The sequence below is a fragment of the Neotabrizicola shimadae genome (assembly GCF_019623905.1).
GTDB classification, from domain to species: domain Bacteria; phylum Pseudomonadota; class Alphaproteobacteria; order Rhodobacterales; family Rhodobacteraceae; genus Neotabrizicola; species Neotabrizicola shimadae.
Genome location: NZ_CP069370.1, coordinates 3160113 through 3181080 on the forward strand (window position 1 = coordinate 3160113; position 20968 = coordinate 3181080).

General features: G+C 66.9%; 24 protein-coding genes. 2 read left to right on the top strand and 22 right to left on the bottom strand.

The features are described from left to right. Positions 1-55: 55 nt before the first annotated feature. Positions 56-1045 carry an ABC transporter substrate-binding protein gene (locus JO391_RS15385; protein WP_220661327.1) on the bottom strand — a complete coding sequence of 330 codons (990 nt, stop codon included), beginning with the start codon at positions 1043-1045 and terminating at the stop codon, positions 56-58. 234 nt (positions 1046-1279) lie between these two features. Here JO391_RS15385 and JO391_RS15390 point away from each other — a divergent pair, with 234 nt between their 5' ends. Beyond that, positions 1280-1687, top strand: coding sequence for a RidA family protein (locus tag JO391_RS15390; protein ID WP_220664585.1), 408 nt, complete (start codon positions 1280-1282; stop codon positions 1685-1687). A gap of 64 nt (positions 1688-1751) precedes the next feature. Here JO391_RS15390 and JO391_RS15395 read toward each other — a convergent pair whose 3' ends face one another. The 20 genes from JO391_RS15395 to JO391_RS15490 form a co-directional block, all read right to left on the bottom strand. After that, on the bottom strand, positions 1752-2894 hold the full coding sequence (locus JO391_RS15395) for an alpha-D-ribose 1-methylphosphonate 5-triphosphate diphosphatase (protein ID WP_220661328.1): 1143 nt from the start codon (positions 2892-2894) through the stop codon (positions 1752-1754). Between the two features lie 14 nt (positions 2895-2908). Next, positions 2909-3454, bottom strand: a complete 546-nt coding sequence (locus tag JO391_RS15400; RefSeq protein ID WP_220661329.1) for a ribose 1,5-bisphosphate phosphokinase PhnN — start codon at positions 3452-3454, stop codon at positions 2909-2911. After that, positions 3451-4134 carry a phosphonate C-P lyase system protein PhnL gene (gene phnL / locus JO391_RS15405; protein ID WP_220661330.1) on the bottom strand — a complete coding sequence of 228 codons (684 nt, stop codon included), beginning with the start codon at positions 4132-4134 and terminating at the stop codon, positions 3451-3453. The genes JO391_RS15400 and phnL overlap by 4 nt, the downstream gene beginning before the upstream one ends. 3 nt (positions 4135-4137) lie before the next feature. Next, entirely contained in the window at positions 4138-4962 is an 825-nt protein-coding gene (gene phnK / locus JO391_RS15410) for a phosphonate C-P lyase system protein PhnK (protein ID WP_220661331.1), read from the bottom strand. Beyond that, the gene (locus JO391_RS15415; RefSeq protein ID WP_220661332.1) at positions 4959-5879 is read right to left on the bottom strand and encodes an alpha-D-ribose 1-methylphosphonate 5-phosphate C-P-lyase PhnJ; all 921 of its coding nucleotides are present in this window, start codon (positions 5877-5879) and stop codon (positions 4959-4961) included. Before JO391_RS15415 ends, phnK begins: the two co-directional genes overlap by 4 nt. Beyond that, positions 5876-6961 (bottom strand): carbon-phosphorus lyase complex subunit, encoded by a 1086-nt coding sequence (locus tag JO391_RS15420; RefSeq protein ID WP_220661333.1) that lies wholly within the window; start codon positions 6959-6961, stop codon positions 5876-5878. Before JO391_RS15420 ends, JO391_RS15415 begins: the two co-directional genes overlap by 4 nt. Continuing rightward, positions 6961-7527, bottom strand: a complete 567-nt coding sequence (gene phnH, locus JO391_RS15425; protein WP_220661334.1) for a phosphonate C-P lyase system protein PhnH — start codon at positions 7525-7527, stop codon at positions 6961-6963. The genes JO391_RS15420 and phnH overlap by 1 nt, the downstream gene beginning before the upstream one ends. Beyond that, positions 7524-7973, bottom strand: coding sequence for a phosphonate C-P lyase system protein PhnG (gene phnG / locus JO391_RS15430; RefSeq protein ID WP_220661335.1), 450 nt, complete (start codon positions 7971-7973; stop codon positions 7524-7526). Before phnG ends, phnH begins: the two co-directional genes overlap by 4 nt. Before the next feature lie 62 nt (positions 7974-8035). Then, positions 8036-8653, bottom strand: a complete 618-nt coding sequence (locus JO391_RS15435) for an LbetaH domain-containing protein (protein ID WP_220661336.1) — start codon at positions 8651-8653, stop codon at positions 8036-8038. 164 nt (positions 8654-8817) lie between these two features. After that, the gene (gene phnE, locus JO391_RS15440; RefSeq protein ID WP_220661337.1) at positions 8818-10158 is read right to left on the bottom strand and encodes a phosphonate ABC transporter, permease protein PhnE; all 1341 of its coding nucleotides are present in this window, start codon (positions 10156-10158) and stop codon (positions 8818-8820) included. Continuing rightward, a complete protein-coding gene (phnE, locus tag JO391_RS15445) occupies positions 10151-11038 on the bottom strand; it encodes a phosphonate ABC transporter, permease protein PhnE (protein ID WP_220661338.1) in 888 nt (295 codons plus the stop codon). The genes phnE (JO391_RS15440) and phnE (JO391_RS15445) overlap by 8 nt, the downstream gene beginning before the upstream one ends. Before the next feature lie 59 nt (positions 11039-11097). Then, a complete protein-coding gene (gene phnD, locus JO391_RS15450) occupies positions 11098-11994 on the bottom strand; it encodes a phosphonate ABC transporter substrate-binding protein (RefSeq protein ID WP_220661339.1) in 897 nt (298 codons plus the stop codon). A gap of 21 nt (positions 11995-12015) precedes the next feature. After that, positions 12016-12834: a phosphonate ABC transporter ATP-binding protein gene (gene phnC, locus JO391_RS15455; protein ID WP_220661340.1), complete on the bottom strand. Its 819-nt coding sequence runs from the start codon at positions 12832-12834 to the stop codon at positions 12016-12018. A 216-nt stretch (positions 12835-13050) separates the two neighbouring features. Further along, a complete protein-coding gene (gene hpaH / locus JO391_RS15460) occupies positions 13051-13851 on the bottom strand; it encodes a 2-oxo-hept-4-ene-1,7-dioate hydratase (protein ID WP_220661341.1) in 801 nt (266 codons plus the stop codon). Beyond that, positions 13848-14702 carry a fumarylacetoacetate hydrolase family protein gene (locus JO391_RS15465; protein WP_220661342.1) on the bottom strand — a complete coding sequence of 285 codons (855 nt, stop codon included), beginning with the start codon at positions 14700-14702 and terminating at the stop codon, positions 13848-13850. Before JO391_RS15465 ends, hpaH begins: the two co-directional genes overlap by 4 nt. Beyond that, the gene (locus tag JO391_RS15470) at positions 14699-16096 is read right to left on the bottom strand and encodes a pyridoxal phosphate-dependent decarboxylase family protein (protein ID WP_220661343.1); all 1398 of its coding nucleotides are present in this window, start codon (positions 16094-16096) and stop codon (positions 14699-14701) included. Before JO391_RS15470 ends, JO391_RS15465 begins: the two co-directional genes overlap by 4 nt. Before the next feature lie 10 nt (positions 16097-16106). Next, entirely contained in the window at positions 16107-17087 is a 981-nt protein-coding gene (gene hpaD / locus JO391_RS15475) for a 3,4-dihydroxyphenylacetate 2,3-dioxygenase (RefSeq protein WP_220661344.1), read from the bottom strand. An 8-nt stretch (positions 17088-17095) separates the two neighbouring features. Continuing rightward, positions 17096-17950, bottom strand: a complete 855-nt coding sequence (gene hpaD / locus JO391_RS15480; RefSeq protein ID WP_220661345.1) for a 3,4-dihydroxyphenylacetate 2,3-dioxygenase — start codon at positions 17948-17950, stop codon at positions 17096-17098. Between the two features lie 73 nt (positions 17951-18023). After that, positions 18024-19532 (bottom strand): 5-carboxymethyl-2-hydroxymuconate semialdehyde dehydrogenase, encoded by a 1509-nt coding sequence (gene hpaE, locus JO391_RS15485; RefSeq protein WP_220661346.1) that lies wholly within the window; start codon positions 19530-19532, stop codon positions 18024-18026. Next, on the bottom strand, positions 19529-19921 hold the full coding sequence (locus JO391_RS15490; protein ID WP_220661347.1) for a 5-carboxymethyl-2-hydroxymuconate Delta-isomerase: 393 nt from the start codon (positions 19919-19921) through the stop codon (positions 19529-19531). The genes hpaE and JO391_RS15490 overlap by 4 nt, the downstream gene beginning before the upstream one ends. Positions 19922-20021: 100 nt before the next feature. Between JO391_RS15490 and hpaR the strand changes: the two genes are divergently transcribed. Further along, the gene (gene hpaR, locus JO391_RS15495; protein ID WP_220661348.1) at positions 20022-20480 is read left to right on the top strand and encodes a homoprotocatechuate degradation operon regulator HpaR; all 459 of its coding nucleotides are present in this window, start codon (positions 20022-20024) and stop codon (positions 20478-20480) included. On the opposite strand, the gene JO391_RS15500 is transcribed toward hpaR, so the two are convergent. Continuing rightward, on the bottom strand, positions 20481-20933 hold the full coding sequence (locus JO391_RS15500; RefSeq protein WP_220661349.1) for a GFA family protein: 453 nt from the start codon (positions 20931-20933) through the stop codon (positions 20481-20483). Between the last annotated feature and the right edge of the window lie 35 nt (positions 20934-20968).

A 20968-nucleotide genomic window follows, 5' to 3' on the forward strand; every position in this document is an offset into this window, starting at 1 on the left:
GGTCATCCGCATGAATGGGGGCCGCGTCGAGGGCGGCCCCCATCCAGATGGGGCATCACTTCTTGAGGTCCATGCCGACCTTCTGGTTCACGAAGGCCAGGGTGTAGGATTGCTTGATGTCGATGCCATCCGGGATCACGCCCGCCGCGACCATCTTGGCGTAGAAGTCGGCCATCCGCTCGTCTGTCATCGCGCCGACGCCAAGGGTCTCTGTATCGCCGGAATCCACGATGCCGTCCTCCTTCATCTTCTCGATGGCGAAGGCGATGGACTCGTCCGACATGTCGGGGTTGTCCTTCTTGATCATGGCGTTGGCGGCCGCGTTGTCGCCGTAGAGGTAGGTGTACCAGCCCTTGATCGAGCCATCGACGAAGCATTTCACCACGTCCGGCTTGTTGGCGATTGTGTCGGCCAGCGTCTGGATGGTGGTCGAATAGCTGGTGTATCCATTGTCGGCCAAGAGCCAGAGATCGGGCTTCCACCCCGCCTCCTTTTCCACCGAGAAGGGCTCGGAGGTGACATACCCCTGCATCCCTGACTGCTCATCGGCAATGAAGGGCGCCGAGTTGAAGGTGTAGACGGCGCGCTGTTCGGCGGTAAAGCCGATGGACATCATCCACATGTAGAAGCCGGAATAGCCGCCGTCCGAGATGAACAGCTTCAGCTTCTTGAGATCGTCGAAGCTTTTCGCCACGCCCGGATGGGTAAGGATGACCTGCGGATCCTTCTGGAACATCGCCGCGACATTCACGAGCGGCAGGCCCTGCTGCACAGCAAAGAAGCCATCCAGCGTACCGCCCATGTAGAAGTCGATGTTCCCAGCCAGCAACTGGGCCTGGTTGTTCACGGAAGGCCCGCCGGGAACGATGGTCACATCCAGCCCGCAGGCGGCATAGGTGCCGTCCGCGACGGCCTGGTAGAAGCCGCCGTGTTCGGCCTGGGCTACCCAGTTCGTCCCGTAGGTGACCTTGACGTTTTCGGCCAGGGCCGGGCTGCAAATGGTGACGATGGCCGTAACAAGCGAGAGAGAGAGTCGTCTGGACATCCGAAACCTCGTTGATTCTGCGCATTGATACTCGGGCCAAACCGTCGCCCTGGAACGCGCCGGTCGCCATCGGACCGATGCTTTGTCGAACCTTGCGGCGTTTCGGGGGCAGGCGCGGAAAATCTGCCCTGTTTCCGGGCATTGCGAGAAACGGCCCGACCTCGCCCATTCAGGTCGCCGGGTCTGGTGCTAGGCTGACGCCAACGTAAGGAGCGAGCGATGACCGAAGACCGGATGCCGGGGTTCCCTGTTCCGCAAAGTCTGACCCCTTCCACCTTGCCGCCACCCTTTGCGCGATATGCCCATGGCGTTGCCGTCCCTCACCGGTGCCGGTGGGTTTTGACGTCGGGCCAGCTTGGCGTGATGGCTGATGGCACGATCCCGGAGGGAGCCCTCGCCCAGGCGCGCCTTTGCTTTGCCCATTGCGAAGCGATCCTTGCTGCGGCGGAGATGACCCCCGCCGACGTCGTCCGCATCAATGCCTTCGTGACCGACCGGGCCCATATGGCCGGCTACATGGCGGCGCGCGACGAATGGCTCTCTGCCGCCGACCGCCTGCCGGCTTCGACCCTCGTGATCGTGTCCGGCTTCACGCGACCGGAGTTTGTGGTCGAAGTCGAAGTGACCGCCGCACGGGCCTGATACGCGGACGGCTGCAAAGACAGGATTGCAGGGCCGGGACACAGGCCGCGCCGAAGCGCGCCCATCATGCGACGCGGCACCCTGCAACCCAGGTTCCGCGCAGTTGCGCCGTGGGCCCCAGACGACGCAGGCGCACCAGATCGGCGCGCAGGCCCGTCTGGATGCGGCCGCGGTCGGCCAGGCCGGCCGCACGCGCAGGATGGGCAGTGACAGAGGCGATGCCGCGGGCCATGTCGCCCCACAGATCGCCCAGCATCAGTGCCCCCGTCAGAAGCGCGGCAGGAACATAGTCCGATGACAGGATGTCCAGCGTGCCCTCGCGCGCCAGGTTCGCCGCAGCGACATTGCCGGAATGAGAGCCGCCACGGATCAGGTTGGGCGCCCCCATCATCACGAGGATCCCAAGGTCGTGGCAAGCCCGGGCAGCTTCCGGCGTGGTAGGGAACTCGGCGAAGCGCACGCCCTGGGCGGCGGATTTCTCCACCTGGTCCTCGGTCGTGTCGTCGTGGCTGGCCAGTACGGCGCCGCAGCGCGCCGCGGCGGCCAGCGTTGCCGCCTCGTGCGCGGCACGGAAACGCTCGCCCATCTCGCGCTGCTCAGCGAGGAATTCGATGAAGGCATCGTCCGACATGCCGTGTTTGCCCTGCATGTAGACGCGCAGTTGCGTGATGTCGCGGAACTGGCGCTGGCCGGGCGTGTGGTCCATCAGGCTGATGATGCCAACGCCGTCTTCGGACGTGAACTGCGCCAGTTCTTCGGCCAATGTCTCTGAACATATCTCGGCACGAAGATGCAGGCGGTGGCTGATGCGCAGCACGCCCTGGGCGGTGAGACCGAGGATTTCGTGTGCGACGGCGCGGGCATATTCGGCCAGCTTGCCGCGAGGCGCAGTCACGACCGAGCCCACTCGCAAGGCGTCGAAGACGGTTGTGATGCCGGTTCCGGCAAGTTCGGCATCATGGGCGAGAATGGCGGCAGCATGGGGCCAGTCCACGCCGGGGCGCGGCTGGATATGGCGCTCCAGGTTGTCGGTGTGCAGTTCCACCAGACCGGGAATGACCAGGTCGCCGTCGCAATCAACGGCACCGGGCGGGACGCCAGCGCCGGGCGCGATGTCGGCGATGGTCCCGTCACGGACAAGCACCGCGCCACGCAGCACCCCATCGGGCAGCACCAGGTCAGCATTGGCAAGGATGGTGTCGGTCATGGCGCAGAGGTCTCCTATAGGGCGCGGGCCTCTGCCAGCGCGGCCAGGAAGCGGGCGATCCCGACTTCGCGGCTCGTGTCGTTCACGATGCGCCAGATGCGCGGTCCGGCCGGCAGGTCTGGCACCTGCCGCGCCAAGCGGGCGCGCCGATCCTCGGCCGCCTCGCGGCCACGGGCGGCGATCCGTGCGGCCAGAACAGGCTCGGGCGCGGTGACCATCAGCACCGCAAGGCCCGGAAACCGGGCCAGCGCCTGCGGCAAGGCTGCACGCGAACCGTTGAAAATCACATCGCGGCCAAGCGCCATCCCCGCGAACTCGGCTTCGGGAATGCCATAGTCAAGCCCATGGGCCTGCCAGGACAGTGCAAACTCGCCCGCGGCCTGCCGCACTGCGAAATCCGCAGCCCGCGCGGCCTCTGACGGCTCGTCGCCCGGCACGGGCTTTCGCGTCACCACGCGCCGCGCCCAGTACAGGCATGGATCTGCCGCCACCGCCCCTGCGATCAATGTGTCCTTGCCGGCCCCCGATGGCCCGACCACGGCGAAGACCCTCCCCGTCATGCCGCCTTCCCGGGCGTGAATCCGGTCACATCCACCAGACGGTCGCAGACCCGCGCCCGCGCCGCCTCGTCATGGAAGATGCCCAGGATGGCGGTGCCACGCTTCTTGGCCTCTTCGATCAACCCCAGCACCACCTCGCGGTTGCCGGCGTCCAGGCTGGCGGTCGGCTCGTCCAGCAGAAGCACCGGCCAGGCATGGGCGAAGCCCCGGGCGATGTTCACCCGCTGCTGCTCGCCGCCAGAGAATGTGGTGGGCGAAAGGCCCCAGAGCCGCTGCGGAATGTTCAGCCGCGCCAAGAGTTCGGCCGCCCGCTCGCGCGCCGCTTCGGCCGGGTGATTCAGCGCCAGGAGCGGCTCGGCCACCACGTCCAGTGTCGGCACGCGCGGCACGACCCGCAGAAACTGACTGACATAGCCAAGCGTCGCACGGCGCAGGCCCACGATGACACGCGGGTCGGCGCCCACCACTTCGATGCCCGCCACGCGGATCGACCCGGCGCCGGCCAGGTAATTGCCCCAGATCATCCGCATGAGCGTTGACTTGCCTGCGCCCGAGGCGCCGGTCAGCCCCACACATTCGCCTGGGGCAACCGTCAGCGCCGCGCCGCGCATCACCGGAATCACCGTGCCGCCCTGGGTATGCAGCGTGAAGTCCTTCGACAGGTCGGAAACGCGGATCATGGCTCAGACCTGCAGCACGGAAGAGACGAGAAGCTGGGTGTAGGGATGCTGGGGATCGTCCAGCACCTGGTCGGTCAGCCCCTGCTCCACCACATGCCCGCCCTTCATCACCATGAGCCGGTCCGCCAGCAGCCGCACCACGGCCAGGTCATGCGTGACGATGATGGCGGAAAGGCCCATCTGACGCACCAGCCCGCGCAACAGGTCCAGGAGCCGCGCCTGCACGCTGACATCCAGACCCCCAGTGGGTTCGTCCATGAACACCAGCCGCGGCCCGGTCACCAGGTTGCGCGCGATCTGAAGCCGCTGCTGCATTCCGCCCGAAAATGCACGGGGCCGGTCGTCGATGCGGTCGGGCGCGATCTCTACCCGAGCGAGCCAATCCAGCGCCTGCCCGCGGATATCGCCATAGTGCCGGGCACCCACGGCCATCAGGCGCTCGCCCACGTTGCCGCCCGCACTCACGTCCATGCGCAACCCGTCGCGAGGGTTCTGGTGGACGAAGGCCCAGTCGGTGCGCATCAGCCGGCGCCGCTCGGCCTCGGTAAGCTTCAGCGTGTCGCGCGGGCCTTCGCTTGTCTCGAACACCACCTGGCCCTCCTCGGGCCGAAGGTGTCCAGCCAGCGAGGCAAGGAGCGTGGACTTGCCCGATCCGCTTTCGCCAACGATCCCCAACACCTCGCCGGGCCAAAGGTCAAAGCTGACACCGGTGCAGCCGACCCGATGGCCGTAGCGCTTTTCCAGGCCCCGGACAGACAGGAGCGGGCGATCCTCCAAAGCGGGGGTTTCCTGCGAGGACCTTCTCCCCAACTCAACCGACGGGCTCATGACTGCGCCGCCTGTTCGAGGTCGGTTCCCTCTTCTCGAGGGGATGAGGATCGGGATTGCGTGGCATCGTCCGTCGGGCCGAAACCCTGTTCCACCCGGCCTCGGCAATAATCCGTATCGGAACAGACGAACATTCGACCGCCCAGGTCGTCAGTGATCACCTCGTCAAGATAACTGCCGGTGGCGCCACACAGGGCACAGGCGTGATCCGCCTTCGACGCCACGAAAGGATGATCGTCGAAATCAAGGCTCACCACGTCGCTATAGGGCGGCACAGCATAGATGCGCTGTTCGCGCCCCGCACCGAACAACAGGATCGCCGGGTTGTCCGAAAGCTTCGGGTTGTCGAACTTCGGGATGGGTGAGGGATCCATGACATAGCGCCCCTCGACCTTCACCGGATAATCGTAAGAAGTTGCGATCTGTCCGTGCCGGGCAATGTCCTCGTACAGCTTTACCTGCATCAGCCCGTATTCCTCCAGCTCGTGCATTCGCCGCGTCTCGGTTTCGCGTGGTTCCAGAAAGCGCAGCGGTTCCGGGATCGGCACCTGGAACACCAGGATCTGATCCTCGGTCAGCTGTTCCTCCGGGATGCGGTGGCGGGTCTGGATCACCGTCGCCTCGGCGGTGCGCTCGGTCGTGGCCACGCCTGCGGTGCGCTGGAAGAACCGGCGGATCGACACGGCGTTGGTCGTGTCGTCCGCGCCCTGGTCGATGACCTTGAGCCGGTCCTCGGGCACAAGGCAAGCCGCCGTTACCTGCACACCGCCCGTGCCCCAGCCGTAGGGCATCGGCATCTCGCGGCTGGCAAAGGGCACCTGATAGCCGGGGATCGCCACCGCCTTCAGAATGGCGCGCCGGATCATCCGCTTGGTGTCCTCGTCGAGGTAGGCGAAATTGTAGGCGTCCCCGGTCATTCCGCCGCCTCCTGCCCCGCCATCGCCTCGGCCCGCAGCTTGCGGATCAGTTCCAGTTCGGCCTGGAAGTCGACGTAGTGCGGCAGCTTGATGTGCTCCAGAAAACCTGTGGCCTGCACGTTGTCGGCATGAGAGAGGACGAATTCCTCGTCCTGGGCCGGAGCGCCCAAGTATTCCTCGCCAAGTTCCTGCCAGCGCAGGGCCCGGTCCACCAGGCTGACCGCCAGCGCCTTGCGTTCGGATTGGCCGAAAGCCAGCCCATAGCCGCGGGTGAACTGCGCCGGCTCGGTGGCCGAGCCCTTGAACTGGTTCACCGTCTCGCATTCGGTGACCTCGATCGCGCCGATCTCGACCGCGAAGCCAAGCTCGGGGAGGTCGAATTCGACCGCGACCAGGCCGATCCGCAGTTCTCCGACAAAGGCATGCGTCCGGCCATAGCCACGCTGCGTGGAATAGGCGAGCGATAGCAGGAACCCCTCGTCGCCCCGTGCCAGGGCCTGCAACCGCAGCGCACGGTCGGCAGGTAGCTCCAGAGGTTCGCGGGTCAGGTCGGCCGGTTCCGCGGACCCGGCCGGCGCAGGCTCGATCAGCCCGTCTCGGTCCAGAAGACCCATGACATGCGGCACCGGTTCAGGCCGCGCTTCGGCCTGCGCGGCGCTTGGCGGGGCCTCACCTTCGGCGGCCAGCGCAAAATCCAGCAGCCGATGGGTGTAGTCGAACGTCGGCCCCAGGATCTGGCCGCCCGGAAGATCCTTGAACGTGGCCGAAACACGACGCGCAATCTCCATCCGCGCGGTGTCCACTGGGCGCGACGCACCAAGGCGGGGCAGCGTGGTGCGATAGGCCCGGATCAGGAAGATCGCCTCAATCAGGTCGCCCCGCGCCTGCTTGATCGCCAGTGCCGCCAGATCGGGATCGTAGAGCGACCCCTCGGCCATGACCCGGTTGACCGCCAAAGCCATTTGCTCGCGGATCTGCGCTACAGACAGTTCCGATACCGAGGCGTCGCCGCGCCGTGCCTCTGCCAGCCAGGCATGGGCATTCTCGATGGCCCGCTCGCCGCCCTTCACCGCCACATACATCAGGCCGCCTCCACACGGGTGGACCGGGGCAAGGCCGCGACGCGGGAGCCGCAGGTCAGGATGCAGTCGAAGCCCAACGGGAACAGCGCGCGGTTGGCCTGGAAGGCCGCCGCCTCGGGCAGTGACAGCCGGGCCGTGTCGCGGATGCCGGGGCCGGCCAGGCGCGGGCCTTCGGAATCCAGACGGTCTGTCTCGATGATCAGCGTCGCCGAACGGTCGGGGTAGTCAGGCTGGCCGATGCGGAACCGGGTCACGGGCTGCAGATCGGGCCATCGGCCCAGGGCCAGCACCGCCTGCTCGGCCCCGCAAAGCGGCGCACCGGTATGGAAGGTCAGCCAGGCGCGCAGATCGGCGGTGTCATGCGAGGGGGCGAGGTGGAGGGGTGTCGTCGGATCGGCGAGCACCAGAAGCACCGCCGCCGCCGCGGGCGAGAGCGGGGCGGGGGGTGACAGACGGGGCAGTTCCTCGATGCGACCGGGCCGGGCCATCGCCTGCAGCACGGCGCGGAAAGCCAAGGCCGACTGGCGCGGCGGATCGGTGAAGCCGCCGTCAAGGGCAAGTGTCATTCGTCCTCTCCCCGGACCATCGTGAAGAACTCCACCCTGGTGGCCGCTGCGCGGCGGGCGAGGGCGTCACGCCGGTCTGCCTCGACCCGGGAGAGGGGGCGCAGGACGGAGCCTTCGAAGGCTTCCGCCCCGGCGGTCTGCATCAGCGCGTCCAGGACGGCGGCGTGGTGGGCGTGGGTCTTGTCGCGGCCCTGCACCACGGCGTGGCCGACGATCCCATCCGCCAGCCGGACCGTGCAGCGGGTCACGGTCATCTCGCCCAGATTGAACGGCCCGCCGGTGCCGCCGATACGGCCGCGCACCAGGACGGTGCCGATCTCGGGGCCGCGCAGCAGGTGGTGGTCGGGAAGATCGGCGGGCATCAGGCGCGCCAGATCTTCGGGCCGGGCACGGGCAAGCAGGCCCATCCAGGCGCGGCGGTCGGTCAGCAGGGCATGGTCGGTCATGCCGGTCTCGTGCCCCAGGCGGGCAACAGATGGGTGACGGAAGGGCGAAGCTTTCGTGATGATCAGCCGCCGTGGGCGTCGAGGAAAGCTTCGGCGGGCAGGCGGCGGAAATCCTCCAGCGCGGCACGGAGGCGGTCGTGGGGCCAGTCCCACCAGGCGAGCGCCAGGAGGCGGTCTGCGATGGCCTCGGGGAAGCGGGCGCGCAGTGGCCGGGCGGGGTTGCCGGCGACGATCAGGAAGGGGGCCACGTCCTTGGTGACCACGGCACCGGAAGCCACCACGGCGCCGGCGCCCACGGTCACCTCGGGCTTCACGATGGCGCCGTGGCCGATCCAGCAGTCGGGGCCCAGCACGGTGCGGCGGGCGTGGCGGGCGGCGAAGAAGGCCTCGTCGTCGGGGGTGTCGTCCCAGTAGGAGGCCGAGCGGTAGTGGAAATGGTGGAGGGCGGCGGAGGTGAGGGGGTGGTCGGTGGGGCCGATGCGGGTGAGGGCCGCGATGTTGGAGAAGGCCCCGACCGAGGTGTTGGCGATGTCGGCCAGCCGGTCGCAATAGGCATAGGCCCCGAAGCTGGAGTTCTGGATGCGGGAGCCGGCCCCCACCTCGCACCAGGGGCCGAAGGTCGAGGCCACGACCTCGGCGCCGGGGTGGAGGAAAGGGGTGTCGGGCGAGAGGCGGGGCATGGGGTGTTCCGGGTGTCCGAGCTCGGACGCCTGGTCCGAGTCAATGATTTCAGTAGGTTGTGCGGGCAGATTAACTTGGACTTAACGATTGCCCGCGCAGAAGCGTTTTCCGGGAGGGCTTGCGCGACGGGAGAACCGAGGCGCCCCCCGGGCAATGCCTCCCGTCAATGGCCCCCGGCATGGCCGCCCTCGGGGTTGCCCTTGATCAACCGCCGGCGCAGCCAGCCCGAGAGGCTGTCCATCACCATGACCATCAGCACGATCAGGGTGATGTAGTAGGCCACTTCCTCCCAATCCTTCTGGGTGATGATGGCCTGCGTCAGCAGAAGACCGATGCCGCCGCCGACGATGGCGCCAATGACGGTGGCCGAGCGCACGTTGGATTCGAAGGCGTAAAGCACCTGCGACATCAGGATCGGCACGATCTGCGGAATCACCCCGAAGCGGGCGCGCTGCAGGGCGTTGGCCCCGGTGGAGCGGATGCCTTCCACCTGCTTTTCGTCGATGTTCTCGAGCGCCTCGGAGAAGGTCTTGCCGAAGCCGCCCATGTCGGTGACGAGCATGGCCAGGGCGCCGGTCAAAGGGCCGGGGCCGAAGGCGCGGCTGAGAAGGATGGTGAAGATCAGCGCGTCCACGCCGCGGACGAAATCGAAGAGCCGCCGGATGCCGAAGCGCAGCACGCGCGAGGGCGTGGTGTTGGCCGCGGCGAAGAAGGCCAGCGGCAGCGCCACCAGCGCCCCGGCGAATGTGCCGAGGAAGGCCATCAGGATGGTCTCGAAGATCGCCCCCGCCACATCGGCATGGTGCCACATCTTGTTGCCCCAGACCGCATTGGCCATGAGTTCCAGGTTCGAGCGCACTGGGTCGATGCGCGGCTCCCACAGGGCGAGGGCCGCCAGTTCGGCCGGGGACTTGCCGTGGAACGGGCTGTCGAGGGTAAAGAAGAACAGCTCCCACCCCGGTTGGTAGCGGAAGGTTTCCACCTTGGACCGCGAATAGGAGAAGCGCCCTGCCGAGGTGGTGACGGAAATCCGGTTGTCGGAGACGCTGATCCAGTCGGGCAACGGTTCAGGCGCGGTCAGGACCGGGCGGCCACCCTCTTCGGTGATCTCGATGGCGCCATAGCCCGGCACGTCATAGCGGGCGCCGCCGGGGAAATAGGTGACGACATGGCCCTGACCGAGGTCGATGGTGGCGACATCGCCCTGCACCGTGACCCAGTCGGGCAACTGACCGGGGGCATAGGTGCCCTTGGCCTCGCCCTCGATGGCGACAGTGAGCTTGTCCGACCGGTTGTCGCGCGTGACATGGGTCTTGTAGGACCAGAAGTCCGACAGCAGCACCTGCGCATTGTCCCACCGCGCGCGCTGCGCGAGGCTGGCGACATCGAAGGCCACGAAGGCATAGGCGAGGTAGGCGAGGATCGCCACCGGAACGGCCAGTGCCAGAAGCCGGGTGCGGCGGAAGCGGGCGGTGACATCGGCAACCAGTGCGGCGTCAGCCATGATGCGCCCCCTTCACGATGCGCTGGCGCAGCGCGCCCGAAATCTGGTCGATGACTACGATGGTCAGGAACAGGAGCAGGAAGATCGCCGCGACCTCGTCATAGCGGCCCTGTCCCCATTGCATCGCGATCTTGAGGTCGTGGCCGATGCCGCCTTCGCCCACGAAACCGAGGATGGCCGAGGCGCGGACCGAGATTTCCAGGCGCAAAAGCGTGTAGCTGAGCCAGTTGGGCGCGACCTGCGGGATGACCCCCAGCCACATGCGCTGACCCCAGGTGGCGCCGACCGAAGCCAGCCCCTCGACCGGCTTGCGGTCGGCGTTTTCGGCCGCTTCGGAGAAGAGCTTGCCAAGCGCGCCGGCGATGTGGATGGCGATGGCGATGACGGCGGGCACCGGACCGCCGCCCAGGATGTAGATCAGCACCAGCGCGATGACGATTTCCGGAATGGCGCGGCAGATGTCCATGAGCCGGCGGAACGGCCAGACCAGCCGCGGCCAGGGCGCAAGGCCGGTGGTAGAGAGAAGCGCCAGGAGGGCCCCGGCCAGGCTGCCGATCAGCGTGGCGACCAGCGCGATGTTCACGGTTTCCACCAGAGAGGGCAGAAATTGCCACAGGAGACCGGGCAGGTTGGCGCGGTCGCGCCAGGCTTCGGAAAAAAGCTCGGCCGGGAAGGCGCCCAGCATCGGCAGCCCTTCCCAGAAGCCGCCGGCGTTGCGCGCATCGGCCAGGCGGAAGCCCGAGACCATGAGCGCAAGGAAGATCACCAGAAGGATGGCGCCATAGAGCCGGCGCCGGCGCACCAGCGCCATATAGGCGCCGTGGCGGCTGGACGGGTCGGGGCGCGGCCCCTCATTCGGTCCGAAGGCGATGTCGACCATGAGGCCTCGCAATGAAATTGCCGGGCCCCCTGCGGGGCCCGGCTGAGGTTGGCCTTAAATCACATGCCTTCCTGAAGCTTCCGGGCGGCGATGATGCCGGTGTAGGCCTCTTGGGTGACGGGCACGAAGTCCTTGGCTTCGCCGGCGGCGACGCCATAGGCGCATTCCGGATCGGTTTCCCACAGGTCGGCGGTGATCTGGATCACCTTTTCCTGCACATCGGCCGGCAGCGCGGCGCGCACCACCATCGGGCCTTCGGGGATCAGCGCCGAGCGCCAGATTTCGACGAGATCGTTCATCTCGACGAGGCCGGCATCGGCGGCCTTGCGGAAGGCGCCCGAGTTGTAGCCATCTTCCCAGTTGCCCAGGCCATCGGCCCAGCTGACGCCGGCCGCGAAATCGCCGTTGGCAACGCCGACGATGGTCTGTTCATGGCCGCCCGAGAACTTCACTTCGGCGAAGTAGTCTTCCAGCTTGCCGTACTTCGCCTGAAGCTCGGCGGCGGGCACCAGGTAGCCCGAGGTCGAGTTGGGTTCGGCAAAGGCAAAGACCTTGCCCTTGGCGTCTTCCAGCGCGGTGATGCCGCTGTCCTTGCGGGCGAAGCCGATCGAGTAGTAGCCGGTCGAGCCGTCGGCGTTCTGCTTGGTCAGCGCGAGGGAGACGGCATTCGGGTCGGTGAGGTAGATCTTGGCATAGGCCGAGGCGCCGAGCCAGGCCATGTCGAGCGTGCCGCCCAGCAGGCCCTGGATCACGCCGTCATAGTCGGCCGGGGTGAAGACCTTCACCGGGACGCCCAGGGCTTCCTCGATCTTGGCGCGGTAGCATTCGTTCGAGGTCATGCGGTCCTGGGCGTTTTCGCCGCCGAGGATGCCGATGTTGAATTCCTTGATCTCCTGCGCCGAGGCGGCGGCGGTCAGGGCGGTGGTGGCGGCAAGGGCGAGGACGAGCGTCTTCATGGTCTCTCCGTGGGTTGCGTTTCAGGTTTCCAGCATCGTGCTGGCGTAGGCCGTATCGGGGGGCAGGCCGTCGAGCGTGGTCGAGGTGGCCTTTTCCGAGAAGCTGGCGTCGGCACCGTAGATCTCGCGCGCGGCGCCGGTGGTGAGCTGGTCGGGCGTGCCGTCGAACACGACGCGGCCATCGCGCATGCCGATGACGCGGTCGCAGTAGCGGCGCGCGGTATCCAGCGTATGCAGGTTGGCAATGACGGTGCGGCCATCCTCGTCATGGATGCGGCGGAGCGTGTCCATCACCAGCTGGGCGTTCATCGGGTCGAGGCTGGCGATGGGTTCGTCGGCCAGGATGATCGCCGGGTCCTGCATCAGGGCGCGGGCGATGGCGACGCGCTGCTGCTGGCCGCCCGAGAGCGCTTCGGCGCGCTTGGGGGCCTGGTCGGCGATGCCGAGGCGGTCGAGGATGTCGAGCGCGCGGGCGATGTCGGTCTCGGGCCAGAGGTTGAACATCGTGGCGAGCGTGGAGCGGCGCGACAGGGTGCCGTGCAGCACGTTCGAGGCGACGTCGAGGCGGGGCACGAGGTTGAACTGCTGGAAGATCATGGCGCAGCGGCCCTGCCAGTCGCGTTTGGCGCGGCCGGTGAGGCGCAGGATGTCGGTGCCCTTGAACTGCACCTCGCCCGAGGTGGCGTCGGTCAGGCGGTTCAGCATCCGCAACAGCGTGGACTTGCCGGCGCCAGAGCGGCCGATCACGCCCAGGAACATCGGCCGGTCCAGCGCGAAGGACACACGGTCCACGGCGGTGCGCGGGCCGAAGCGGCAGGTGAGGTCGGTGGCGGTCAGCATGGCACTTCCGGTCAGGTCCGCGCTGGATTAGGGCGCGACTGTGACAGGAACGTTTTGCTCAAACGAAGGTTTCATCACGGTCGCCGGGAATCGCGGGCCGGGGCCCACTCGCCTGGGGTGAAGCGTGACGGTGGGCTGCCCGGCGGAACGGGCGACGGCAGTGTCCGCGATCTGATCGAAAGCGACTAAAGGGATCCGATCGGGCGGGGGGCAAGGTCAGCCGAAGCTGACCTCGACGCTGCCGAAGGGGCCGAAATCGGCGTGGAAGCGGCTGCGGGGCGGGGCCTCGACCGCGCGGATGAAGCTGCCGGACAGGACGACCTCGCCCGCCGCAAGGCCCTGGCCGTAGTGTGCCAGGCGTTCGGCCAGCCAGACGATGCCGGTGACGGGATCGTCCAGCACTCCGGCGCCAAGGCCGGTCTCTTCGACCACGCCGTCGCGTTTCAGGATCGCGCCGACCCACCGCAGGTCGAAGTCCTGCGGCGCATGGCGCTGGCGGCCCATCACGATGCCCGCATTGGCGGCATTGTCGGCGACGGTGTCGAATATCTTGCGCACGGCCCCGGTCGACGGGTCGGTGCGGACGATCCGCGTGTCCAGGATCTCCAGCGCCGGCACCACGGCCTCGGTCGCCGCCAGCACCTGATCGCGGGTCAGACCGGCGCCTTGGAGCGGGGCCTTCAGCACGAAGGCGATCTCGGCCTCGATTCGCGGCTGGATGAAGCGGCCGGCGGGCACGGTTGCCCCGTCATCGAAGGCCATGTCGTCGAACAGCACGCCGGAATCCGGCGTGTCGATGGCCAGTTGGCTTTGCATGGCCCGGCTGGTGAGGCCGATCTTCCAGCCGATCACCCTGGCGCCAGCGGCCGCCTTGCGGGCGACCAGCGCCGCCTGCACGGCATAGGCGTCGTCCAGGGTGATGCTGGGATGGGCGGCCGACAGAAGCCCGATCTGCCGGCGCTCGCGTTCGGCCTGAAAGAGCGCCTCGGCGGCGGCGGCGATTTCGTCTGGCGTCATTCGTCCACCACCCCGTTCGTCAGCGTACCGATGCCTTCCGCCGTGACTTCGACCACATCGCCCGGTTTCAGCCAGATCGGCGGGTCAAAGCGCGCGCCGGCCCCGGTGGGCGTGCCGGTCACGATGATATCGCCGGGCACAAGTGTGGTGAAGGTCGAGATGTAGGCGATCTGCCGCGCCACGGGGAAGAGCATCCGGCCCGAGCGGTCGGACTGGCGCAGTTCGCCGTTGACCCGTGTTTCCAACTGCACATCCAGGATCTGTGCCGGGTCGGTGAAGGGCACGGCCCAGGGGCCGATGGCGCCCGATCCGTCCCAGTTCTTGCCCTGCGTCACGTTGAACTTGGCGTGGCGCACCCAGTCGCGGATCGTGCCTTCGTTGCACAGAGTCAGCGCCGCGATGTGGTTCAGCGCCTCTGCCTCTGGGATGCGCCGCCCGCCGGTGCCGATGATGACGGCAATTTCGCCTTCGTAATCCAGTTGCGGGCTTTCCGGCGGGCGCTTCAGGGGCTGGCCGTGGCCCGTGAAGCTGCGCGCAAAGCGCGGGAAGAGCGACATGTTCGGCGGGGCGTCCTGCCCATCCTTGTATTCGGCATTCCGGTCGGGAAAGTTCACGCCGACGCAGATGATCTTTTCGGGCTGCGGGATCGGGATGTCATATGTGAACGATCCTTCGGCATGGCTGGCCATGCGACCCTGCCCTGCCGCCAGCACCTCGGGAACCGCTCCGGCGGCAATCACCTCTCGAAGGGTGGGCCACTGCGGGAACTCCGCCGAGAGGGCGAGCACGCCGCCAGGCACCGTGACGCCCCAGTGCTGGACGCCATTGGAAGTGAACGTGACCAGGTTCATGCCGCCCCCGCGAGGTCAGAGATCACTTCGTATGTCATCATCACATCCGCCTCGGTCGCGTCGAACTGCCCGGCCTGGAAGCGGATCACCACGCCATCGGCCACGCGGGTCTGCGTCAGGTAGATGCGCCCGTCGTCGTTGATGCGGTTCACGAAAGCCTGCTGCGCGGCATCGTCCGCGCCCTTCAGGCGGAAGGTGAAGAGCGACAACACCGGTTCTGTCACGATCTCGAACCGGGGGTCTGCGCCGATCTGCGCGGCCAGCGCCTGGGACCAGAGCACATGGTTGCGGATGCGCTGGCGCAGGCCTTCCAGCCCGTAGTGCCGCAGAACGAACCAGATCTTCAGCGCCCGGAAGCGCCGGCCGAGCGGCACCGACCATTCGGAATAGTTGATGATCCCGTCCGCACCATGCGTTCTCAGGTATTCCGGCCGGATGGCCAGCGTGCGCACCAGAGGGGCGGGATCGCGCAGGAAATGAGCGGCGCAGTCGAATTGCACGCCCAGCCATTTGTGCGGGTTGAACACGATGGAATCCGCGCCTTCGACCCCGGACCAAAGGTTCCGAAACTCGGTGCAGATCATGGCCGACCCCGCCCAGGCGGCATCGACATGGGTGTAGAGTCCGTGCGCCCGCGCCACCGCGACCACGGCGGAGATGTCGTCGCAGGCGCCAGTGCCGGTGCCGCCGGTGCAGGCCACGACGCCCGCGGGACGATAGCCCGCCGCCCGGTCGGCGCGGATGGCCGCATCCAGCGCGGCAGGGTCCATCGCCCGAAGCGGCCCCTGCGTCGGGATGCGGACCAGATTTTCGGCCCCGATGCCGGCGATCCAGATCGCCCGGTCTACGGAGGTGTGAACTTCGTTCGAGGCATAGACCCGAAGGCGCGGCTGGCCTGTCAGGCCCTTCTGGTTGCCGGCCCAGTCGAGCGCCCGTTCGCGCATGACGAGGACGGCGGCAAGCGTCGCCGACGAGGCGGAATCCTGGATGACGCCCTTGAAGCCTTCGGGCAGGCCGACGGACTGGCGCAGCCAGTCCATCATCACCGTCTCCATCTCTGTCGCGGCGGGCGAGGTCTGCCACAACATGCATTGCGCGGCGACGGTGGTGGCCAGGAACTCGGCCAGCATGGAAGGCGGCGTGGCATTGGCCGGGAAATAGGCGAAGAAGCGGGGATGCTGCCAATGGGTCATGCCGGGCATCACGATCCGCTCGAAATCGGCGAAGACCGACTCCATGGATTCGGGCGTCTCGGGCGGCACCTGCGGAAGGCCGGCAGCCACCGATCCGGGCCGGGTCGAGGCCCTGACCGGCAGGTCACGCAGGCCGCGGTGATAGCCTGCGCCCCAGTCGGAGATCTTCGCGCCCCAGCGGGCGAAACTGTCCCAGTCCATGTGCCCCCCCTTACGGCGCGATGATCGGCGTGGCTTTCAGGTCGCTGTCCTGCAAGGCGGCGCCCTGGAAGACCGAGCCCAGTTCGAACCAGGACCGCGGGGCGGGAGCGCCCCAGAGGGTCTGGCGTTGAGGATCCTTCAGATCCCACCGGATCGGCTCCAGATCCGGATCGACGGTCTGGTAGTCGCTGCAATAGATCTCGGTCCGGTGGCCATCCTGATCGCGGATGTACAGGAAGAAGGCGTTGGAGATGCCGTGACGCCCCGGACCGCGTTCGATGTTGGCGAGATAGCCCGTGGTGCTCATCAGGTCGAGCAGGTCGATGATGTTCAAGGGTGTGGGCACCCAGAAGGCCAGGTGATGCAGGCGCGGCCCCGTGCCGTTGGTGAAGGCGATGTCATGCACGCCGCCCTTGCGATGCGTCCAGGCTGCCCAGAGGCGGCCTGTCTCGGCGTCCTCGGTATATTCCGTCACGCGGAACCCCATCTCGCCATAGAAGGCGACGGCGGCATCGACGTTGGACGAAAACAGGTTGAAGTGGTCGATGCGAAGGGGTTTCACGCCTTTGTACAGCGCGTATTTCTGGTGGATCGGCGGCAGGCGGTCCATGCGGGCATAGAATTCCAGCGGCACCCCCCAGGGGTCGCGGGTGGACAGGACCCGGCCCGTGAAGGGCCGTTCGGTCCAGGCAATAGGCAGGCCCTTGGCCGCGAACCAGTGTGCGGCGCGGTCGAGGTCTTCCTCCTCGAACAGCTTGAACCCCAGCACCCCGACAGAGGGCACATCGGCCTGGCGCAGCACGACCGAGTGATGCCCCCGCTCTTCCATCGCGCGAAGATAGAGGCTGCCGTTGCCTTCATGCGTGACCTGAAGGCCCAGCATGTCGACGTAGTAGGCGCGGCTCCACGCCAGGTCGGTGACATGCAGATCGACATGGCTGAGCCGGACGATGTTGAAGGGCGGGTGCAGGACGGGGGCGGGTACGGGCATCGGGGCCTCTACTGAACGGGGAAGATCACGTTGGTCTGTCCGGTGCCGGACGACGGGAAATAGGGTGTCACCACCTCGCATTTCCCGGTGTAGCTGTCCCAGCCTAGTGCACCGTACAGCATGGCAGTGTCGTGCATCGCGCCTTCGCCGCAGCAGAACTGGGCATAGTCGGGCAGCATCCTGAGGAAGGTGGCGTGGTCGCCCCGCTGCCACATGTCGAGCACGTGCAGGTCGACCTGGCGGTTGAACTCGCTGGATATGGTGAAGGTGCCGTTGTTGGCGGCGTAGTCCCGGTTCGCCCAGATCTTGTGGCTGAGCGAACCGGAGGCGACGAGAAGAACCTTCGCGTCGCTTTCGTCCACGGCCTTCCGGATCGCCTGGCCGATGACCCGGCTTTCGTCATGGCTGTGCACGGTGCACCAGGCGGCGATGGAGACGACCTTCATGTGGTGTTCGCGGGACATGAAGTGCATCGGCACGAGCGTGCCGTATTCGCATTCCAGCGTGTCGAGATGATGGGACAGCGTGTAGACGCCCATGTCGCGGGCTGCTGCCGCGATGGCGTCGCCGAGTGCGGGGTTGCCCTGATGGTCGAAGGGCATGTTCTGGATGAACTGGGGAAACTCGTTCGAGGTGAACAGGCCCTGGAACCGGTGGTTCGCGTTGATGTGGTAGCCCGCGTTGATGATCCAGTGCGTGTCGCAGATGATGGCGGTGTCGGCGCCAAGCGCGCGGGCGCGGCGGGCGATTTCCAGATGCCCGTCGATGGCCGGCTGGCGCCTGCCTTTCACTGGGCCATCCTGTTCCGACATCAGCATGGTCGGCACATGCGTGCATTTCGCCGCGAGGACGATCTCTCCCATTCCTTCCTCCCTCGGGGGGCATGCCCCCCTCTCCACGCGCGTTTCCTGTCACCCGTGGACGAGCCGGGGCCGGTCAGGCCCCGAGCTGCTGGATCTTGTGGTTGCCAAGCGCGAAGGCCCGGTTCTTCGTTTCCATGTAGAAGTCGAACGACCAGTCGCCGCCATCGCGCCCGATGCCGCTGGCCTTCACGCCGCCAAAGGGGGTGGGCAGGTGGCGGACGTTCTCGCTGTTGACCCAGATCATGCCTGCCTCCAGCGCGTCCGAGACGCGCAGGGCGCGGGTCAGGTCGTTGGTCCAGAGATAGCCTGTCAGACCATAGGCCACGTCATTGGCGATCTTCAGCGCCTCGGCCTCGGTCGAGAATGCGATGGAGGTGAGGAAGGGCCCGAACACCTCTTCCTGGGCGATCCGCATGTCGCTGGTCGCGCCGGTAAAGAGGGTCGGCCGCACGAACCAGCCCTTGTCGCCCACCCGGCTGCCGCCCGCAGCAAGGGTGGCGCCGTCCTGGCGGCCGATTTCGACATAGCCTGTCACCTTGTCGAAATGCGTCTTGTGGATCAGCGGCCCGACCTCGGTTTCCGGGTCCAGCGGATGGCCCACGCGGATGCGGTTCACCCGCTCCACCAGTCTTGCGTGGAACTCTTCCGCGATCGTGTCCTGCACCAGAAGCCGCGAGGACGAGGTGCAGCGTTCGCCGTTCAGCGAGTAGATCATGAAAATCACCGCATCCAGCGCCCGGTCCAGATCGGCATCGTCGAAGACCATCACCGGGTTCTTGCCGCCCAGTTCGAAATGCACCCGTTTCAGCGTGTCGGCGCCCTGCTTCATGATCATGCTGCCGGTGCGGCTTTCGCCGACGAAGGCAACCGCCTTGATGTCGGGGTGTTCGGTCAGAGCCTTGCCCGCACCTTCGCCCATGCCGTTCACCAGGTTCAGCACGCCGGGGGGCAGGCCCGCCTCGTGGCAGATTTCGGCCAGCAGACGCGCCGACAGGGGCGAGAACTCGGCCGGTTTGTGGACGACCGTGCAACCCGCTGCCAGTGCCGGGGCGATCTTCCAGGTCGAGAGCATGAAGGGGGTGTTCCAGGGCGTGATCACCCCCACCGGCCCGATCGGATGGCGCGAGGTGAGGTTCAGCTGACCCGGCGCCGACAGGCTTTGCCCGTCGCGTGCGGCGGGCGCGCGGTCGGCGAAGAAGCGGAAGTTCTCGGCCCCGCGCAGGGCCGCCTTGGACATGAAGCGCCAGGACTGGCCGGTATCCCAGCATTCGCAGAGCGCGATTTCCTCGGCGCGGCTTTCGATCAGATCGGCGATGCGATGCAGGATCGCCTTGCGCTTTTCGCCCTCCATGGCCGCCCAGGCCGGGAAGGCCGCCTTCGCCGCCTTCGCCGCTCGGTCGATATCGACGGCGGTGCCAAGGGCAACTTCGGCGATCAGGCTTTCGTCAACCGGCGAGTGGGTCTGGAATGTGCCGCCGGCCCCGGCAACGGTTTCACCGCCGATCAGGTTGAGGATCCCGCCGGCCCGGAACCGCGCAAGGTGGCTCTCCAGCTTTTCAAGATTCTGCGCCAGTGCGGTCATGCGGTCTCTCCCGGCAGGTATCGGCGGATGGACGAGGTCTTGGGCGAAAGGTCGGGGTCGATGTCGCGCATCTCGAAGCTGAGCATGAAGGAAGACGATGCCAGGACATCGGCGCAGAAGGTCTCGGCAGCCGCAAAGATTTGCTCGGTCGCGCGGCGCTTTGCGTCGTCGGACCGGCCCCCGCGCAGGCGCAGCGAGATATCCAGGAATGCGTGGTCCGGGTTGCCGTCGGCGATGACGACATGGGTGCAGGCCGTTGCCCGCACACGGATGCCGGCCAGCGGCAGGATGCCCGTCTGGACGGCCGCATCGCGCAGGACAAGGCAAAGACCCGCGATGTCCAGCCGTTCTTCGAGGTTCGGAGAATAGTCGATCTGGATATGCGGCATCTTCCCCTCCCGTTACTTGCTTTGTTAAATAATTTGCGTGCGCCGGTCAAGGAGTCTCTGCGCTCTTGAGGCGCCTGCAAATCCATCCAATAGTCCGGGCATGACCGAGGACACCCCCGCCCTGCGCCAGACGCGCCGTTCGCTGCCCATTGCCCTGCTGCGGGCCCGTGAAACCGTGATGGGTCCGATCCGCGAGATGCTGGCTGAATCGGGCGTGAACGAACAGAAGTGGCGTGTGCTGCGCGTGTTGCAGGAACGCGGCCCCCTGGAGCTTACCGCGCTTGCCGCGGAAGCCTGCCTGCTGTTGCCCAGCCTGACGCGCATGACCCGCCCCATGCTCGACGAGGGGCTGATCTCGCGCTCGACCCCGGAGGACGACCGGCGCAAGACCATCGTTGCCATCACGCCCGCCGGCGAAACGCTGATCCGCATCCATGCGGCGGAAAGCGCCCGCATCTTTGCCCGGATCGAAACCGAGTTCGGGGCCGGCCGGCTTGAACAGCTGCTTGATCTTCTGGAGGACCTCCAGCGCCTTGAGCTTCGGTCCGGCAAAGGGTGATCATGCGCCCCGTCGCGCCACAGGATCGGCGCAGACCGGGGCATAGCTTGCGGTCGTTTCCGATTTTGCGGGAATGTCGGTGTGAACGAACGGCGCGGCCGAGCGTGTGAAGATCTCTCGCGTCACGGGGAACCAGAAGGTCGGCGGGTCGAAGGTGCCCCCGGCGACGCCGATCAGGTCGGGCGACATTTCGAGCAGCCAGAACACCGACGTTCCGCAATCCGGGCAGAACTGCGTGGTGAAGCGGCGTCCGGATTCGGTGGTGAAGCTGTAGTCCTTGAGAGCGCCGGACAGGCGTTCGACCTGGCCCGCATCGAAATAGGCGGACAGGCCAAAGGCCGAGCCGGTGCGCAGCTGGCAGTACCGGCAGTGGCAGACCGCCGTCTTTACCGGCTGCCCGGCCACCCGATACCTCACCGCGCCGCAGGCGCAGCCGCCTTCGTGCACGTCCATGCCCGCCCCCCTCTTTGCGCCACTTTGCTGCCGTG

Bases quoted from the DNA above. Each gene is read 5' to 3' on its own strand.
- JO391_RS15385 (WP_220661327.1), bottom strand. From the start codon at position 1,045: ATGTCCAGACGACTCTCTCTCTCGCTTGTTACGGCCATCGTCACCATT.
- JO391_RS15390 (WP_220664585.1), top strand. From the start codon at position 1,280: ATGCCGGGGTTCCCTGTTCCGCAAAGTCTGACCCCTTCCACCTTGCCG.
- JO391_RS15395 (WP_220661328.1), bottom strand. From the start codon at position 2,894: ATGACCGACACCATCCTTGCCAATGCTGACCTGGTGCTGCCCGATGGG.
- JO391_RS15400 (WP_220661329.1), bottom strand. From the start codon at position 3,454: ATGACGGGGAGGGTCTTCGCCGTGGTCGGGCCATCGGGGGCCGGCAAG.
- phnL (WP_220661330.1), bottom strand. From the start codon at position 4,134: ATGATCCGCGTTTCCGACCTGTCGAAGGACTTCACGCTGCATACCCAG.
- phnK (WP_220661331.1), bottom strand. From the start codon at position 4,962: ATGAGCCCGTCGGTTGAGTTGGGGAGAAGGTCCTCGCAGGAAACCCCC.
- JO391_RS15415 (WP_220661332.1), bottom strand. From the start codon at position 5,879: ATGACCGGGGACGCCTACAATTTCGCCTACCTCGACGAGGACACCAAG.
- JO391_RS15420 (WP_220661333.1), bottom strand. From the start codon at position 6,961: ATGTATGTGGCGGTGAAGGGCGGCGAGCGGGCCATCGAGAATGCCCAT.
- phnH (WP_220661334.1), bottom strand. From the start codon at position 7,527: ATGACACTTGCCCTTGACGGCGGCTTCACCGATCCGCCGCGCCAGTCG.
- phnG (WP_220661335.1), bottom strand. From the start codon at position 7,973: ATGACCGACCATGCCCTGCTGACCGACCGCCGCGCCTGGATGGGCCTG.
- JO391_RS15435 (WP_220661336.1), bottom strand. From the start codon at position 8,653: ATGCCCCGCCTCTCGCCCGACACCCCTTTCCTCCACCCCGGCGCCGAG.
- phnE (WP_220661337.1), bottom strand. From the start codon at position 10,158: ATGGCTGACGCCGCACTGGTTGCCGATGTCACCGCCCGCTTCCGCCGC.
- phnE (WP_220661338.1), bottom strand. From the start codon at position 11,038: ATGGTCGACATCGCCTTCGGACCGAATGAGGGGCCGCGCCCCGACCCG.
- phnD (WP_220661339.1), bottom strand. From the start codon at position 11,994: ATGAAGACGCTCGTCCTCGCCCTTGCCGCCACCACCGCCCTGACCGCC.
- phnC (WP_220661340.1), bottom strand. From the start codon at position 12,834: ATGCTGACCGCCACCGACCTCACCTGCCGCTTCGGCCCGCGCACCGCC.
- hpaH (WP_220661341.1), bottom strand. From the start codon at position 13,851: ATGACGCCAGACGAAATCGCCGCCGCCGCCGAGGCGCTCTTTCAGGCC.
- JO391_RS15465 (WP_220661342.1), bottom strand. From the start codon at position 14,702: ATGAACCTGGTCACGTTCACTTCCAATGGCGTCCAGCACTGGGGCGTC.
- JO391_RS15470 (WP_220661343.1), bottom strand. From the start codon at position 16,096: ATGGACTGGGACAGTTTCGCCCGCTGGGGCGCGAAGATCTCCGACTGG.
- hpaD (WP_220661344.1), bottom strand. From the start codon at position 17,087: ATGCCCGTACCCGCCCCCGTCCTGCACCCGCCCTTCAACATCGTCCGG.
- hpaD (WP_220661345.1), bottom strand. From the start codon at position 17,950: ATGGGAGAGATCGTCCTCGCGGCGAAATGCACGCATGTGCCGACCATG.
- hpaE (WP_220661346.1), bottom strand. From the start codon at position 19,532: ATGACCGCACTGGCGCAGAATCTTGAAAAGCTGGAGAGCCACCTTGCG.
- JO391_RS15490 (WP_220661347.1), bottom strand. From the start codon at position 19,921: ATGCCGCATATCCAGATCGACTATTCTCCGAACCTCGAAGAACGGCTG.
- hpaR (WP_220661348.1), top strand. From the start codon at position 20,022: ATGACCGAGGACACCCCCGCCCTGCGCCAGACGCGCCGTTCGCTGCCC.
- JO391_RS15500 (WP_220661349.1), bottom strand. From the start codon at position 20,933: ATGGACGTGCACGAAGGCGGCTGCGCCTGCGGCGCGGTGAGGTATCGG.